This is a genomic window from Pseudoramibacter alactolyticus ATCC 23263, assembly GCF_000185505.1.
Lineage (GTDB): Bacteria > Bacillota > Clostridia > Eubacteriales > Eubacteriaceae > Pseudoramibacter > Pseudoramibacter alactolyticus.
This window is the reverse complement of record NZ_GL622359.1, coordinates 1,152,361-1,165,893: the sequence shown is the minus strand read 5'-3', so window position 1 is coordinate 1,165,893 and position 13,533 is coordinate 1,152,361. Positions and strand designations below refer to the sequence as shown.

General features: G+C 56.6%; 13 protein-coding genes. 10 read left to right on the top strand and 3 right to left on the bottom strand.

Annotation, left to right across the window (positions count from 1 at the left end; translation table 11 throughout):
- Positions 1-45 precede the first annotated feature (45 nt).
- From HMPREF0721_RS05470 to cysK, 7 genes are all read left to right on the top strand, one after another.
- Positions 46-852 carry a TIGR00282 family metallophosphoesterase gene (locus tag HMPREF0721_RS05470; protein ID WP_006598616.1) on the top strand — a complete coding sequence of 269 codons (807 nt, stop codon included), beginning with the start codon at positions 46-48 and terminating at the stop codon, positions 850-852.
- Complete coding sequence (locus HMPREF0721_RS05465; protein ID WP_006598615.1) at positions 849-2,057, top strand: pyridoxal phosphate-dependent aminotransferase; 1,209 nt, start codon at positions 849-851, stop codon at positions 2,055-2,057. Before HMPREF0721_RS05470 ends, HMPREF0721_RS05465 begins: the two co-directional genes overlap by 4 nt.
- Positions 2,058-2,134: 77 nt before the next feature.
- Entirely contained in the window at positions 2,135-2,809 is a 675-nt protein-coding gene (gene upp, locus HMPREF0721_RS05460) for a uracil phosphoribosyltransferase (protein ID WP_156788702.1), read from the top strand.
- Between the two features lie 22 nt (positions 2,810-2,831).
- Complete coding sequence (gene purB / locus HMPREF0721_RS05455) at positions 2,832-4,265, top strand: adenylosuccinate lyase (protein WP_040639939.1); 1,434 nt, start codon at positions 2,832-2,834, stop codon at positions 4,263-4,265.
- Between the two features lie 90 nt (positions 4,266-4,355).
- Positions 4,356-5,054 carry a flavodoxin family protein gene (locus tag HMPREF0721_RS05450; protein WP_040639938.1) on the top strand — a complete coding sequence of 233 codons (699 nt, stop codon included), beginning with the start codon at positions 4,356-4,358 and terminating at the stop codon, positions 5,052-5,054.
- A 487-nt stretch (positions 5,055-5,541) separates the two neighbouring features.
- On the top strand, positions 5,542-6,822 hold the full coding sequence (locus HMPREF0721_RS05445) for an O-acetylhomoserine aminocarboxypropyltransferase/cysteine synthase family protein (protein WP_006598610.1): 1,281 nt from the start codon (positions 5,542-5,544) through the stop codon (positions 6,820-6,822).
- A 50-nt stretch (positions 6,823-6,872) separates the two neighbouring features.
- A complete protein-coding gene (cysK, locus tag HMPREF0721_RS05440) occupies positions 6,873-7,793 on the top strand; it encodes a cysteine synthase A (RefSeq protein WP_006598609.1) in 921 nt (306 codons plus the stop codon).
- A gap of 103 nt (positions 7,794-7,896) precedes the next feature.
- Here cysK and HMPREF0721_RS05435 read toward each other — a convergent pair whose 3' ends face one another.
- Complete coding sequence (locus HMPREF0721_RS05435) at positions 7,897-8,478, bottom strand: TetR/AcrR family transcriptional regulator (protein ID WP_006598608.1); 582 nt, start codon at positions 8,476-8,478, stop codon at positions 7,897-7,899.
- 133 nt (positions 8,479-8,611) lie between these two features.
- On the opposite strand from HMPREF0721_RS05435, the gene HMPREF0721_RS05430 reads away from it, so the two are divergent.
- From HMPREF0721_RS05430 to HMPREF0721_RS05420, 3 genes are all read left to right on the top strand, one after another.
- The gene (locus HMPREF0721_RS05430; RefSeq protein ID WP_006598607.1) at positions 8,612-9,979 is read left to right on the top strand and encodes a B12-binding domain-containing radical SAM protein; all 1,368 of its coding nucleotides are present in this window, start codon (positions 8,612-8,614) and stop codon (positions 9,977-9,979) included.
- Positions 9,980-10,443: 464 nt separating this feature from the next.
- On the top strand, positions 10,444-10,815 hold the full coding sequence (locus HMPREF0721_RS05425) for a hypothetical protein (protein ID WP_006598604.1): 372 nt from the start codon (positions 10,444-10,446) through the stop codon (positions 10,813-10,815).
- A gap of 12 nt (positions 10,816-10,827) precedes the next feature.
- Complete coding sequence (locus HMPREF0721_RS05420; protein WP_169310215.1) at positions 10,828-11,559, top strand: prolipoprotein diacylglyceryl transferase family protein; 732 nt, start codon at positions 10,828-10,830, stop codon at positions 11,557-11,559.
- 164 nt (positions 11,560-11,723) lie between these two features.
- On the opposite strand, the gene HMPREF0721_RS05410 is transcribed toward HMPREF0721_RS05420, so the two are convergent.
- Both HMPREF0721_RS05410 and HMPREF0721_RS05405 read right to left on the bottom strand, forming a co-directional pair.
- Positions 11,724-12,722 (bottom strand): GGGtGRT protein, encoded by a 999-nt coding sequence (locus HMPREF0721_RS05410; protein ID WP_006598601.1) that lies wholly within the window; start codon positions 12,720-12,722, stop codon positions 11,724-11,726.
- A gap of 11 nt (positions 12,723-12,733) precedes the next feature.
- Positions 12,734-13,426, bottom strand: a complete 693-nt coding sequence (locus HMPREF0721_RS05405; protein ID WP_006598600.1) for an iron-sulfur cluster assembly scaffold protein — start codon at positions 13,424-13,426, stop codon at positions 12,734-12,736.
- Between the last annotated feature and the right edge of the window lie 107 nt (positions 13,427-13,533).

Here is a 13,533-nt window from a genome sequence, read left to right as displayed (position 1 = left end):
AGGAAGGGGAGACCCTTCCTTTTTTGATAAGACGAGGAGAAGTGCATGAGAATTATGATGATCGGCGATGTGGTGGGGCGACCGGGCCGAACGGTTCTTCGCGAGCATCTGGCCGATTTGAAGAAACGTTTTCGGGCGGACCGAGTCGTAGTCAACGGCGAGAACGCCTCCGGCGGCAACGGCCTGACGGAAAAAAACGCCAGGCAGCTGCTCGCCCTGGACATCGACGTGCTGACCATGGGCAACCATGTGTGGAAGCAGCGGGAGACCGCGGATTATATCGGCGGCTATCCGCAGATTGTGCGGCCGCTGAATTATCCGAAGAACGCGCCGGGCCGGGGCTACGCCTTTTACGACTGGGACGGGGTGCGGGCCTGCGTGCTCAACGCGTCGGGGCAGACCTTTATGGAGGCGCTGGACTCGCCCTTTGCGGCCATTGACGCCGCGATGGCCGAAATCCGGGCGAACAGCGATATTTTTCTGGTGGATTTTCACGCGGAGACTACCAGCGAAAAGATCGCCATGGGTTATTACCTCGACGGAAAAGCGAGCGCGGTGGTCGGCACCCACACCCATGTGCAGACGGCGGACGCGCGGGTTTTGCCCGGCGGCACGGCTTATATCACCGATCTGGGCATGACCGGTCCGTTAAACGGGGTGATCGGCGTGAAAAAAGACATCATTCTGCACCAGATGATCGCTAAAATGCCGGCGCGCTACGAAGTCGAGAAGGAAAAACCCTGGCAGCTCGGCGGTGTGGTGATCGACGTGGATTCGGTCACCGGCCGGGCAAGCCGCATCGAACGCATTTACGAAATTTACGAAGACGACGAAAGAAAGGCGAAAGCATGACCACCCGATTAAAATGTTCCGAAAAGATTGACCGCTGCAGCGATTCGCTGACGCTGGCCCTGGCTGAAAAGGCCGCGGCGCTGACCGACGCCGGCGCGGATGTGGTGCGCTTCGGCACCGGCGAGCCGGATTTTGACACGCCCGCTTATATCGGTGATGGGGCCAAGGCTGCCATCGATGCGGGCTATACCAAATACGACGCGGTGGCCGGGGTTTATGCCCTGCGGGAAGCCATCTGCGACAAGCTTGAAGGAGAAAATCACCTGCATTACACGCCGGCAAACATCGTGGTGACCAGCGGTGCGAAAAGTGCGCTGGCGGTGAGTCTGCAGACTTTGCTTGATCCGGGGGACGAGGTCATCATACCCCGGCCCTATTGGGTGAGCTACACCGAAATGGTTAAACTCGCCGGAGGCGTTCCGGTGATTGTGGACACCGATCCGGCAGACGGTTTTAAAATGACGGCGCAGGCGCTCGCGGCAGCGGTGACCGGGCGAACCAAGGTCGTTATGCTCAACACGCCGGTGAATCCCACCGGTCAGGTGTACCGCAAAGAGGAGCTAACAGCGCTGGCGGAGGTGATTGTGGCGGAGGATCTCGTGGTGATCTCCGACGAGATTTATGAAGCCTTTGTGTATGATCCCGATGCGGCGGCGGTGAGCATCGCCGCGTTGGGCGAGGCGATTAAAGCGCGGACGATTGTCGTCAACGGCTTTAGCAAAACCTTCGCGATGACCGGCTGGCGGCTGGGCTGGGCGGCGGCGCCGGCCTGGATTGCCGCCGGGATGAACAAAATCCAGGGGCACACCCTCTCCCATCCGTCCACCATCTCCCAACATGCGGGGATTGCGGCGCTGCGGGGGCGGGCGGGCAGGATCGCGCCGATGATCGCCGAATACGCGGCGCGCCGCAAAACCATGACGGCCCGGCTGGACGCGCTGGGGCTTTCCTACCTGCCGCCGGACGGCACCTTTTATATTTTTGTGGACGTGCGCCCGCTGTTGGCCGATCCGGCCACACCCTTTGAAACGGCCACCGCCTTTTCGATGCAGCTGCTCGAGGCGAAGCAGGTGGTGACGATTCCCGGGGAGGCGTTCGGCGCCGACGGCTTTGTGCGCTTTGCCTATACGGTGGACCGCGCGACCATCGACAAGGGCTTTGACCGCATTGAAGCGTTTTTGAACGGGTTTGCCGCTGGAAGATAAAAGGCGGTTGCAATGCGGCCGATATCCCGAGTATAATAATTAGAAAATGCATTCAAGAATTCGAAATGGAGGCGTTTATGGCAAATTCAGATGATTCCGGCAAGACTTTCATCCTTCCGGAGAACGTTCACGTCATCGACAATCCGCTGGTAACCGACCGGCTGACCGTGCTGCGCATGACCAAGACCGGCAATCGCAAATTCCGGGAAATCGTGAAGGAAATCAGCGGTTTTATCGCGTATGAAATCGGGGCGACCCTGCCGACCAAAACGGTTGAAATCGAAACCCCGCTGTGCCGCACGCTGCAAAAGCGTATCGATTTGCAGCAGCCTTTGGCGATCGTTCCGATTCTGCGGGCGGGCATCGGCATGGTTTCCGGCTTTACCGATGTGTATCCGGACGTGCAGATCCTGAACGTCGGCGTCCAGCGGGATGAAACGACCCATGCGCCGATCGCCTATTATCAGAAATTTCCCAGCGATATCCACCGGCACAAGTGCATCATTATTGATCCGATGCTGGCCACCGGCGGCTCGATCGACTACACCATCGATCTGCTGCACCGGCAGGGCTGCGAGGATATTGTGGTGGCGGCAATTCTCACGGCACCGGAGGGCATTGCGCGCCTGTCGGACAAATATCCGGACGTGCCGATTTACTGCTGCGCCGTCGACAGCCATCTGGACGAGCATAAATACATTGTTCCGGGGCTTGGGGATGCGGGGGACCGCATCTTCGGCACGCTGGACTGATTTTTGATTTTAAGGAGCGATGATGAAAGCAACTTATGAAAATCCGCTGATTGAACGTTATGCATCCGAGGAAATCGGCCGTATTTTTTCGGCCGACAACAAATTTTCGACCTGGCGCCGCCTCTGGGTGGCCCTGGCCGAGACCGAGCAGGAGCTGGGCCTTCGCATCAGCGACGAGCAGATTGCCGAATTAAAAGCCAAAGTGGACGACATCGACTATGCATTGGCGGCGAAATACGAAAAGAAGCTGCGCCACGACGTGATGGCTCATGTGCATACCTATGGCGATCAGTGCCCGGGCGCCCGGGGCATCATCCATCTCGGGGCGACCTCGGCCTATGTGGGGGACAACACCGACATCATCCAGTACCGTCAGGGGTTGGTGCACACCCGCAGGATTTTGGTAAATCTCATCGCCAGGCTGGCGCGGTTTGCCGATACCTATAAATCGCTGCCGACTTTGGGCTTCACCCACTTCCAGCCGGCCCAGCTGACGACGGTGGGCAAGCGGGCCACCCTCTGGCTGCAGGATCTTCTGATGGATTATGCGGATCTGGAATATCTGATTTCGACGGTGCGCCTGCGCGGGGCCAAGGGCACCACCGGGACCCAGGCGAGCTTCATGGATTTGTTCGACAACGATGCCGACAAGGTCAGGCAGCTCGATCAGCGGGTTGCGGAAAAAATGGGTTTTGAGAAGACGTATGCCGTGACCGGCCAGACGTATCCGCGCAAATTTGACGCCCGGGTGCTGGCGGTGCTCTCCGGCATCGCCCAGAGTCTGTCCAAGTTCGCGACAGACGTCCGGCTGCTGCAGCATCTGAAGGAAGTGGAAGAACCATTCGAAAAGACCCAGATCGGCTCGAGTGCCATGGCCTACAAACGCAATCCCATGCGCAGCGAGCGCATCTGCTCTTTGGCGCGCTACGTGATGGTGAACAGCCTCAACCCGGCCGTTACCCAGGCGACCCAGTGGTTTGAACGTACGCTGGACGACTCGGCCAACAAGCGCATCGCCATTCCGGAAGCGTTTCTCGCGGTGGATGCCATCATCGGCATTGCCAACAATGTGGCCGGCGGGCTGGTGGTTTATCCAAAGGTGATTCATCAGCACATCATGAACGAGCTGCCCTTCATGGCGACGGAAAACATCATCATGGAGGGGGTGAAGCGCGGGGGCGACCGTCAGGAACTGCACGAAAAGATTCGCGTGCTTTCGATGCAGGCGGGCGCCGTCGTGAAAGAAGAAGGGAAGCCCAACGATCTGATGGCGCGCATCGTGGCGGACGGCTCCTTCGGAATCACCGCGGAGGAGGTTCCCGGCATCCTCAATCCGGCGCTTTATATCGGTCGGGCGCCCCAACAGGTCGCCGATTTTCTCGCGGAGGAAGTTCAGCCGGTGCTGGACGCCAACGCGGACGCCATCGATTTATCCGAGGTGGATTTGAAAGTGTGACGGTCGATGGTTTGAAGGCCTTGCCCGGCGCAGGGCCTTTTTGCATGGCGCATGATCATCGGTTTATCAAGGATGAAGGAGGGAAAGCCGTTGAAAATAACAATGATCCACGGGCAAAGCCATCGGGGGTCGACTTGTCATATTGCGTGGATGCTGGCCAAAAAACTGGCCGGAACGGACGGTGCGGTCACCGAATTTTTTCTGCCCCGGGATTTCGGCGATTTTTGCACCGGGTGCACGGCGTGTTTTATGCGCTCGGAGACGCTGTGCCCGCACTACGAGAAGCTTGCTCCGATCACGGCGGCGATGGACGCGGCGGATGTGATCATTCTCGCGAGCCCGGTTTATGTTTATCACGTGACCGGCGCGATGAAGGCCTTTTTGGACCATTACGGCTGGCGGTGGATGGTGCACCGGCCTGAGGCCGCGATGTTTTATAAGCAGGCGGTGTGCATCGCCACGGCGGCGGGTGCCGGAACGAAAAGCACGCTGCAGGATATGGCGCACAGCACGTTCTTTTGGGGCGTGGCGAAAACCTACCGTTTCGGCCTGAACGTGCGGGCAACGAAATGGGCCGAGGTCGACGGCGGGCGCAAGGCGGCTATCGACCGCAGGGTCACCGGGCTGGCGCAAAAAATCAAACAAAACCATAAGCATCTGCGCCCGGGGATTAAAACCAAGGCGTTTTTTAACCTGATGCGGTTTTTGCAGCGCCGGGGATGGAACGAAGCGGATCAGATCTATTGGCACGACCGCGGCTGGGACGGCAAGGCCCGGCCATGGCGCTGATCGCGCAAAAGCACGGGAAAAGTCCCGTGCTTTTTTGATGGGTTAAATGGCGAAAAGGTGAGGCGGTGCCCGATGCAGCCGGCAGGTTCGGGCGGCGTGAAGATGGCGAATGGGCATCGCTTGCGTTAATATCAAAAGAAAGTGTCGACACGGGAGGAATTTTTTATGGACGCAGATGCCATTCAAAAAATTTTCAAAAAATCAAATTTATACTTGACATAGCAGAGAGATAGGTTTAACATAAATGCAACATCAAATATCAGTTTGATAGGTAATAAACGTTTGGAGGTTTCGGATGGAACGTGACTTGAAAAATATTTACAGCGGCCGAATGTGTTCGATCACCATGAGCGGGCAGGGGCGGCGATGTCGCCGCTCCTGACAGCTCTTTTTAAGCAGCAGCGATCATCCCCATTAAAATCAGAAATCAGCGAAGCGCGAAGTTACAGCGTTTCGCAATGAAGCCACTAAGAAAGAGAGCAATCAAATGCCTTATCGTTTTGAAACTTTGCAGTTACACGTCGGACAGGAGCAGGCCGATCCGGCATCGGACGCCCGCGCGGTACCGATTTACGCCACCACCTCTTATGTTTTCCGCGATTCACAGCACGCGGCGGATCGCTTCGGTCTGAAGGATGCCGGCAATATTTACGGCCGGCTCACCAACTCCACCCAAGATGTCTTTGAAAAACGCATCGCGGCCCTGGAAGGCGGCACCGGCGCCATTGCCACCGCATCCGGCGCCGCGGCCATCACCTACACCCTTCAGGCGCTGGCTCAGCAGGGCGAGAACATCGTCGCCGCCAAAACCATTTACGGCGGCACCTACAATTTGCTTGCCCACACCCTGCCGCACTACGGCATCACCGGAAAATGGCTTGATCCTTATGATCTCGACGCGGTGGCGGCGGCTATTGACGGTAGCACCAAAGCGCTGTTCGTCGAAAGCCTGGGCAATCCCAACGGCAACGTCGTGGATATTGAGGCCTGGGCAAAGCTGGCCCACCGGCACGGCCTGCCGCTGGTGGTGGACAATACCTTTGCCACCCCGTATCTGGTTCGGCCCTTTGAATGGGGGGCGGATATTGTTGTTCACTCGGCGACCAAGTTCATCGGCGGCCATGGCACGGCCATTGGCGGCGTCGTTGTCGAGGGCGGCAAGTTCGACTGGGCGGCGTCCGGCAGATATCCCTGGATTTCCGATCCCAATCCGTCCTACCACGGCATCAGCTTTGCCCAGGCCACCGCGCCGGCGGCTTTTGTGACCTATATCCGCGCGATTTTGCTCCGGGATGAGGGGGCGACTCTGTCGCCCTTCCACGCTTTTCTCTTCCTGCAAGGGCTCGAAACCCTGTCGATTCGCGTGGAGCGCCACGTCGAAAATGCCCTGAAAATCGTGGACTACCTCGACAGGCATCCCCAGGTGGCGGCGGTGCACCATCCGTCGATCGAAGGCGAACCGGGCCACGAATATTATGATAAATATTTCCCGAACGGCGGCGATTCCATCTTTACCTTTGACATCAAGGGGGATGCGGCGACGGCGCAGAAATTCATCGACAATCTGCCGATTTTCTCGCTGCTGGCCAACGTGGCCGACGTGAAATCCCTGGTGATCCATCCTGCATCCACCACCCACTCCCAGCTCACCGATGCGGAGCTCGAAGATCAGGGCATCCATCCGAACACCGTCCGGCTGTCCATCGGCATCGAAAACAGCAACGACCTGCTCGAGGCTCTCGACACGGCCTTTGCCGCCGTTCGCTGACGGTCAGGCCGATCCGATTAAACGAACGATTTAAATTCAGGAGGAAAATCATGTCTAAAATCTACAAAAGCTTCACAGAACTCGTCGGCAAAACGCCGCTGCTCGAACTGACCCGCGTTGAAGCAGCGGAGGGCACCGGCGCCAGGGTGCTTGCCAAATTGGAATACTTCAATCCGGCCGGCTCCGTGAAAGACCGCATCGCCAAGGCGATGATCGAAGACGCGGAAGCCAAGGGCCAGCTGAAGCCCGGCGCCACCATCATCGAACCGACTTCCGGCAATACCGGGATCGGCCTCGCGGCCGTCGCGGCGGCCAAGGGCTATAAAGTTATCCTCACCATGCCGGAAACCATGTCTGTCGAGCGCCGCAATCTGCTCAAGGATTACGGCGCGGAGCTGGTGCTCACCGACGGGGCAGCCGGGATGAAGGGCGCCATTGCCAAAGCGGACGAACTGGCGAAAGCCACCCCGGACAGCTTTATCCCCGGCCAGTTTATCAACCCGGCCAACCCCAAGGCCCACCGCGAAACCACCGGGCCGGAGATCTGGGAAGACACCGATGGCGCCGTGGATATTTTTGTCGCGGGCATCGGCACCGGCGGCACCTTGACCGGCGTCGGCGAATACCTGAAAGCCCAGAAGCCCGGCGTGAAAATCGTCGGCGTCGAACCGACGGGCTCTCCGGTGCTGACCAAAGGCCACGGCGGCCCGCACAAGATCCAGGGCATCGGCGCCGGCTTTGTGCCGGACACCCTGAACACGGATATCTACGACGAAATTATCGCCGTCGAGAACGACGACGCCTTTGACACCACGCGCCAAATCGCCAAGAGCGAGGGCATTCTGGTCGGCATCTCCGCCGGGGCCGCGGTCTGGGCAGCACTGCAGCTGGCCAAGCGGCCGGAAAACGCGGGCAAGATCATCGTCGCCCTGCTTCCGGATACCGGCGACCGCTATCTCTCGATGCTCTAAGATTCAAAGTCGATTCATATTCCAAGGCTCAAAGGCCGCCCGATGGGTGGTCTTTTTTGCTGCATAAAGAAAAAACCACGCGTTTGACGCGCGGTCGGGTTGATCAGCGGAGGCGGGGAGGCGATTTGAAAAGATCGCTTTTAATCAGATCGCCAATTAGCATTCGGGCTTTGCGCCGCGTGGTTTTTTCGTCAAAATCAGGACCGTTTGCATAAACAAATCCCCAGAGCCCCATGATTAAAAAGGAATTCAGCGCCTTCATATCGTATTTGGTATGGATTTTTTGGCCGCTGCTCATTTCAAAGTGCTCGAGATTGTCCATCACAAATTGATAATACATATGCAAAGTATTGGCGTTGGCAAACAATTTGCCGATCGTGGAGGCGTCCCGGCTGGCCACGTCCATGATGGCATCCATCAAATTGAGAAAGCTTTGATGAAACGATTTGCCCGCGTTATTTTTTTGAAGAACGTCGTAACGCCGCTTGGTTTCCGCTTGCATGTCGTGAAAGCAGTCCTCCAAAAGATTGGTTTTATCGGTATAGTGTTTGTAAAAGGTCAGCCGGCCGGTATTGGCCGCATCGCAAATTTCGGTTACGGTAATCTTTTCAAGTGGCTTTTGTGCCAGCAGCGTGTGCAAAGCGTCTTTCAGACATTTTTTGGTCTTTAAAATTCTGCGGTCCATCGTACAAAATCTTCCTTTCTGTCATCATAACGATACATTGGCAACAATACTGTTCCTTGTTTTAAAAAATTATACAGCTATAATGTAATTAATACAAGTGTATGCGCAAAACAGTTCCTGTGGGGGGATAAAAATGAAAATTGTATTTATTACTCCGACGACGGCCTTGCGAAGAATGCCGGCTTATCGGTGGGGCGGAAAGATTTACGGGCAGAGCAATGCCATCACCGGGCCGTTGATTCTGGGCGGCATTTTGAAGCACGCGGGACACAATGTGGCGGTGTATGAAGAATTAAACGGGCGGGTTCCGTTCAGACGGCTGCTGAAGGATACGGACGTTTTCTGCTTTTCTCTGATGACATCCACCGCCCCCCGCGGATATGCGCTTGCCGATCAAATTCACCGGAGGACGCGGGCGAGGGTAATCCTGGGCGGCATGCATCCGACGGCGCTTCCGGAAGAAGCTTTGCAGCATGCGGATCAGGTGATTGTCGGCGAAGGCGAAAAGGTCATATTGGATGTGGTGGAAGGGCGCCGGACCGAGCGGTTGGTGCAGGGCATTCCGATTGAAGATCTGGACGCGGTGCCCTTTCCGGATTACAGCATTTTGAGGACACCCTGTGAAGCGGCCAATGTGATTTCGAGCCGCGGCTGTCCTTTTCGATGCACGTTCTGCACGACGTCGCGCATGTTCGCTCCTTACCGCAGGCGGAGCATCGATAATGTGATGGCGGAGATCCGCATGTACAAACGAATGGGATTTCGCTATATGAACTTTGAGGACGATAATTTCACGGCGGATAAGGAGCGGGCTAAGGAAATCTGCCGGCGCATGATCCGGGAAGGGCTCACTTTCCGGGAAAGTTTCTTTTTCGGGCGGACCGACCTGGCGGAGGATGAAGAACTTTTGACGCTGCTGCACGACGCGCATTTGACACGGGTGCTGATCGGCATCGAATCGCTGAATCAAAAGGCGCTGGACCGGATTCACAAGGGGCAGAGCATTGAAAATATCCGAAGGGCAGCAGCGGCCTGCGCAAGACACCGGATCCGCCTGATCGTCAGTCTCGTCCTGGGGCTTGACGAGGATACGCTGGCGGATATGCAGGCCGGGGTGCAATTTGCAAAGGATATACGGGCTTATCAGCTTCAGCCCGCGATTCTGACGCCCTATCCGGGGACGCCGGTTTATGAGCAGTTTCGGCGGGAAGGACGGCTGATCAGTCAAAGCTGGAGCGATTACGACATGATGAATGTGACTTTTTTGCCGAAGCACGAGACGCCGTGGGCATTGCAGGAAGCTTTTTATCAGGTTTCGAAGATGTTTTATGATTTCAAGTCTTGCGGGGAAATCGGAAAACTTTTCGGGAATGCGTATAGCTTTCGCCGGTTCGGCCTGGCGGTGCTGGCCAGGCTCGGGGCCTTCGGCGCGCACGCAGCGTCAAAGGTGGCTAAGTCAAGCGTATATTACCGGCTAAGGCATTTTCATCCGGCATGTTGAGCGGTGGATAAAAGCAGGTCGCGGGTCGGATTTTTGTCAATGCTTCGGAGTCGGCGGCCGACGGCAAAAGCGCCCGAAGGGATCATCCCTTCGGGCGCTTTTAATGGCCGGGTTTAAGGCCCCGGCGCCGGGGCCGATACGCGGGCGTGCTGAAGCCGACGGGGATGGCGCCTCGGTTTTAAAAAGAAGCCCTGCAAAACGCCGCGGCGATGCAGAGGGTGCCGGGAGATAAAAATCAGTTGTTAAGATTTTTGAATAATGGTATACTGACAAAAACAGAATCCAGCCGGCCGTAGGAAAGCTGACGTGCGAAAGAGAAGGGGGGCTTGAATGCCTTTTGTTCCTTGCTTTTTGAAGTGGGCCCTTCGCGGAGATGGCGCTGAATCGATGAAAAATGATTTTTTTGTTTGCCCGAAGGCGGGCGAGTTGATCACAGCGGTGGATTGCAAGGAGAAAAAACCATAATGGCAATGAATCAAAACGAACAAAAAAACCGTCACGACACAGCCGAGGACAAACGGGCAAACCACCTGTGTGTGGGGGCTGTTTTGCTGGATGTTTTTGCGGTGATGCTGCAGCGTCTTCCCAGATTGTTTTGGTCTGCTTCTGATTTATTCTATACGCAGCTTGTGTCACGCCTGGATGCGGCAAGCACATTGGCGGGGATAACCGGTCTTGCGGTGATCATTTATGTCCGGGTGCGCTATCCGGCCAATCTCTTCGGCAAAGTTCTGATGTGGCTGATGGTGATTTTGTATGCCATGGCGCTGCTGACTTTGGCCGTTACGATCGTCTCCTGTGGCGGCGCTTTAAAAATGTTCTCGCAGATGGGATAAAGGGTGGCGGCTGTGAGTATTCAGATCCGGCACTGGTTTGTGGCTCCCTACGCGATTTGCCTGTTGACGGCCTTTTGTTTCTGGGGCGCATATGTTTTCTTCAAAGCCGGCCGTTTGGGGATGGTCCGGAGGCAAACCGGCTATTCGCTTTTGCTGAATCTTGGCTGTGTTTTATATGGGGGAAAATTGTTCGCCTTCCTGGAGGCGACGGCGGAAGGAAAGGCGCTCTCTTTTTCAGAAGCCGGTTTTACCGGACTTGGCGGGGCGATGGGCATGCTGTTGGGAACTGTTATTTTTACGATGATCGTTCCTGAAAAACGGGACCAGTCCTTCGAGCTGTATGCGGTATCCCTCGGTCTGTTATATGGCCTGTCGAAATTTGGGTGTCTGTTCGCCGGATGCTGCCGCGGCATCGCGTATGGCGGACCGGGGAAAATCCGCTATATGGACGCAGGGAAGCCGGTGACAGATTGGCTGTTTCCGATACAGGCAGTTGAGGCACTCTCTTTTCTGGCATTGTTTATGGTTTTGGATCGGCGAATGGCTCACAGTAAGGCGCCCGCTCCGACGTTAACGGTCGGCGCATACGCGGTATTAAAATTTCTGTTGGATTATCTGAGAGGCTATGCCCATCGCCCGTGGGTGACGGTCAATCAGGCAGGCTGTTTAGTCTTGTTGTCTGCCTGTATTTTTTTAGGGTGTTGCGTCCGCTCAAACGGACAGGATGAGCGATTCGACATATGAAGAAAATATGAAAAGCTCCCTTCGGGGGATGACAGGCAAAGTAATAAAAAGCTTGTTGCTCCCAAAGGGCGTTTTTTATTGGGAGGAAAAGAAAAACAAAAAAGACGCCGAAAACGGCGCCGTTAAGAAAGCCGGAATCAGAGATTCCGGCCGAGAACTTTGATTTATTTCTGCGCTTCTTCGACGGCAACCGCCACGGCTACGGTGGCGCCGACCATCGGGTTGTTGCCCATGCCGATCAGGCCCATCATTTCGACGTGGGCCGGCACGGAGGACGAGCCGGCAAACTGCGCGTCGGAGTGCATGCGGCCCATGGTGTCGGTCATGCCGTAGGACGCGGGGCCGGCGGCCATGTTGTCCGGATGGAGGGTCCGGCCGGTGCCGCCGCCGGAAGCGACCGAGAAGTATCGCTTGCCCTGTTCGAGGCATTCCTTTTTATAAGTGCCGGCCACCGGGTGCTGGAAGCGGGTCGGGTTGGTGGAGTTGCCGGTGATGGAGACATCCACACCCTCTTTGTGCATGATGGCGACGCCTTCACGCACGTCGTTGGCACCGTAGCAGTTGACGGCGGCGCGTTCCCCGTCGGAATAGGCCGTGCGGGCAACTTCATGCAGCTCGCCGGTGAAGTAATCGTAGTCTGTCTTCACATAGGTAAAGCCGTTGATGCGGGAGATGATGAGCGCTGCATCTTTGCCCAGGCCGTTTAGGATGACGCGCAGAGGTTTTTGACGGACTTTGTTGGCCGAGCGAGCGATGCCGATGGCCCCTTCTGCTGCGGCGAAGGACTCGTGCCCGGCGAGGAAGGCGAAGCATTCGGTGTCTTCGTTTAAAAGCATGGCGCCCAGATTGCCGTGGCCCAGGCCGACCCTGCGCTGTTCGGCGACGGAGCCGGGAATGGTGAAGGCCTGCAGCCCTTCGCCGATCACGGCGGCGGCTTCCTCGGCGGTGGTCACCCCGCGTTTAAAGGCCAGCGCCGCGCCCATCGTGTAGGCCCAACAGGCATTGTCGAAACAGATGGTCTGGATGCCGCGGACAATGCCGGCGACATCGACGCCCTTATCGTTGCAGATTTTCTTGGCATCCTCCAGGGAAGCAATGCCGTTATCCGCGAGCACTTGGTTGATTTTGTCGATTCTTCTTTCGTAACTTTCAAATAAAGCCATGTTGTGCCTCCTTACGCTTCCCGCGGGTCGATGGTTTTCGCAGCATTGTCAAACTGACCATACTGGCCCGAAGCCTGCTTGAGGGCTTCGTTGGCATCGACGCCTTTTTTAATCGCCGCCATCATCACGCCCAGATTGATGTAGGCATAGCCGACAATTTCGTCGCGGTCGTTAAGCGCGAGACGGGTGACATAGCCTTCGGCCATTTCGAGATAGCGGGGCCCCTTGGGAAGCGTGCCGTACATCGTGCCTACCTGGGAGCGCAGCCCCTTGCCGAGGTCTTCGAGGCCGGCGCCGACGGGCATGCCGTTTTCTGAGAAGGCGGTCTGGGTGCGGCCGTAGACGATCTGCAGGAAGAGTTCGCGCATCGCCGTGTTGATCGCGTCGCAGACGAGGTCTGTGTTCAGGGCTTCCAGAATGGTCTTGCCCGGCAGAATTTCGGAGGCCATCGCGGCGGAGTGCGTCATGCCGGAGCAGCCGATGGTTTCGACCAGCGCCTCCTGAATCACGCCTTCCTTCACGTTCAGCGTTAATTTACAGCAGCCCTGCTGGGGGGCGCACCAGCCGATCCCGTGGGTCAGGCCAGCAATATCTTTAATTTCTTTCGCCCGAACCCATTGGCCCTCTTCGGGGATGGGCGCGGGTCCGTGGTTGCCGTTGCTGGCGACGGGACACATGTTTTTGACTTCAATAGAATATTCCATTCACAAGACTCCTTTCAGCTTCTTAGTGCAGTGTGCAATGGATGTTAAAACATCGTCTTTATTATACCTGAAACGGATCGAAATTCAGATAAAATTTGCATTTTTTA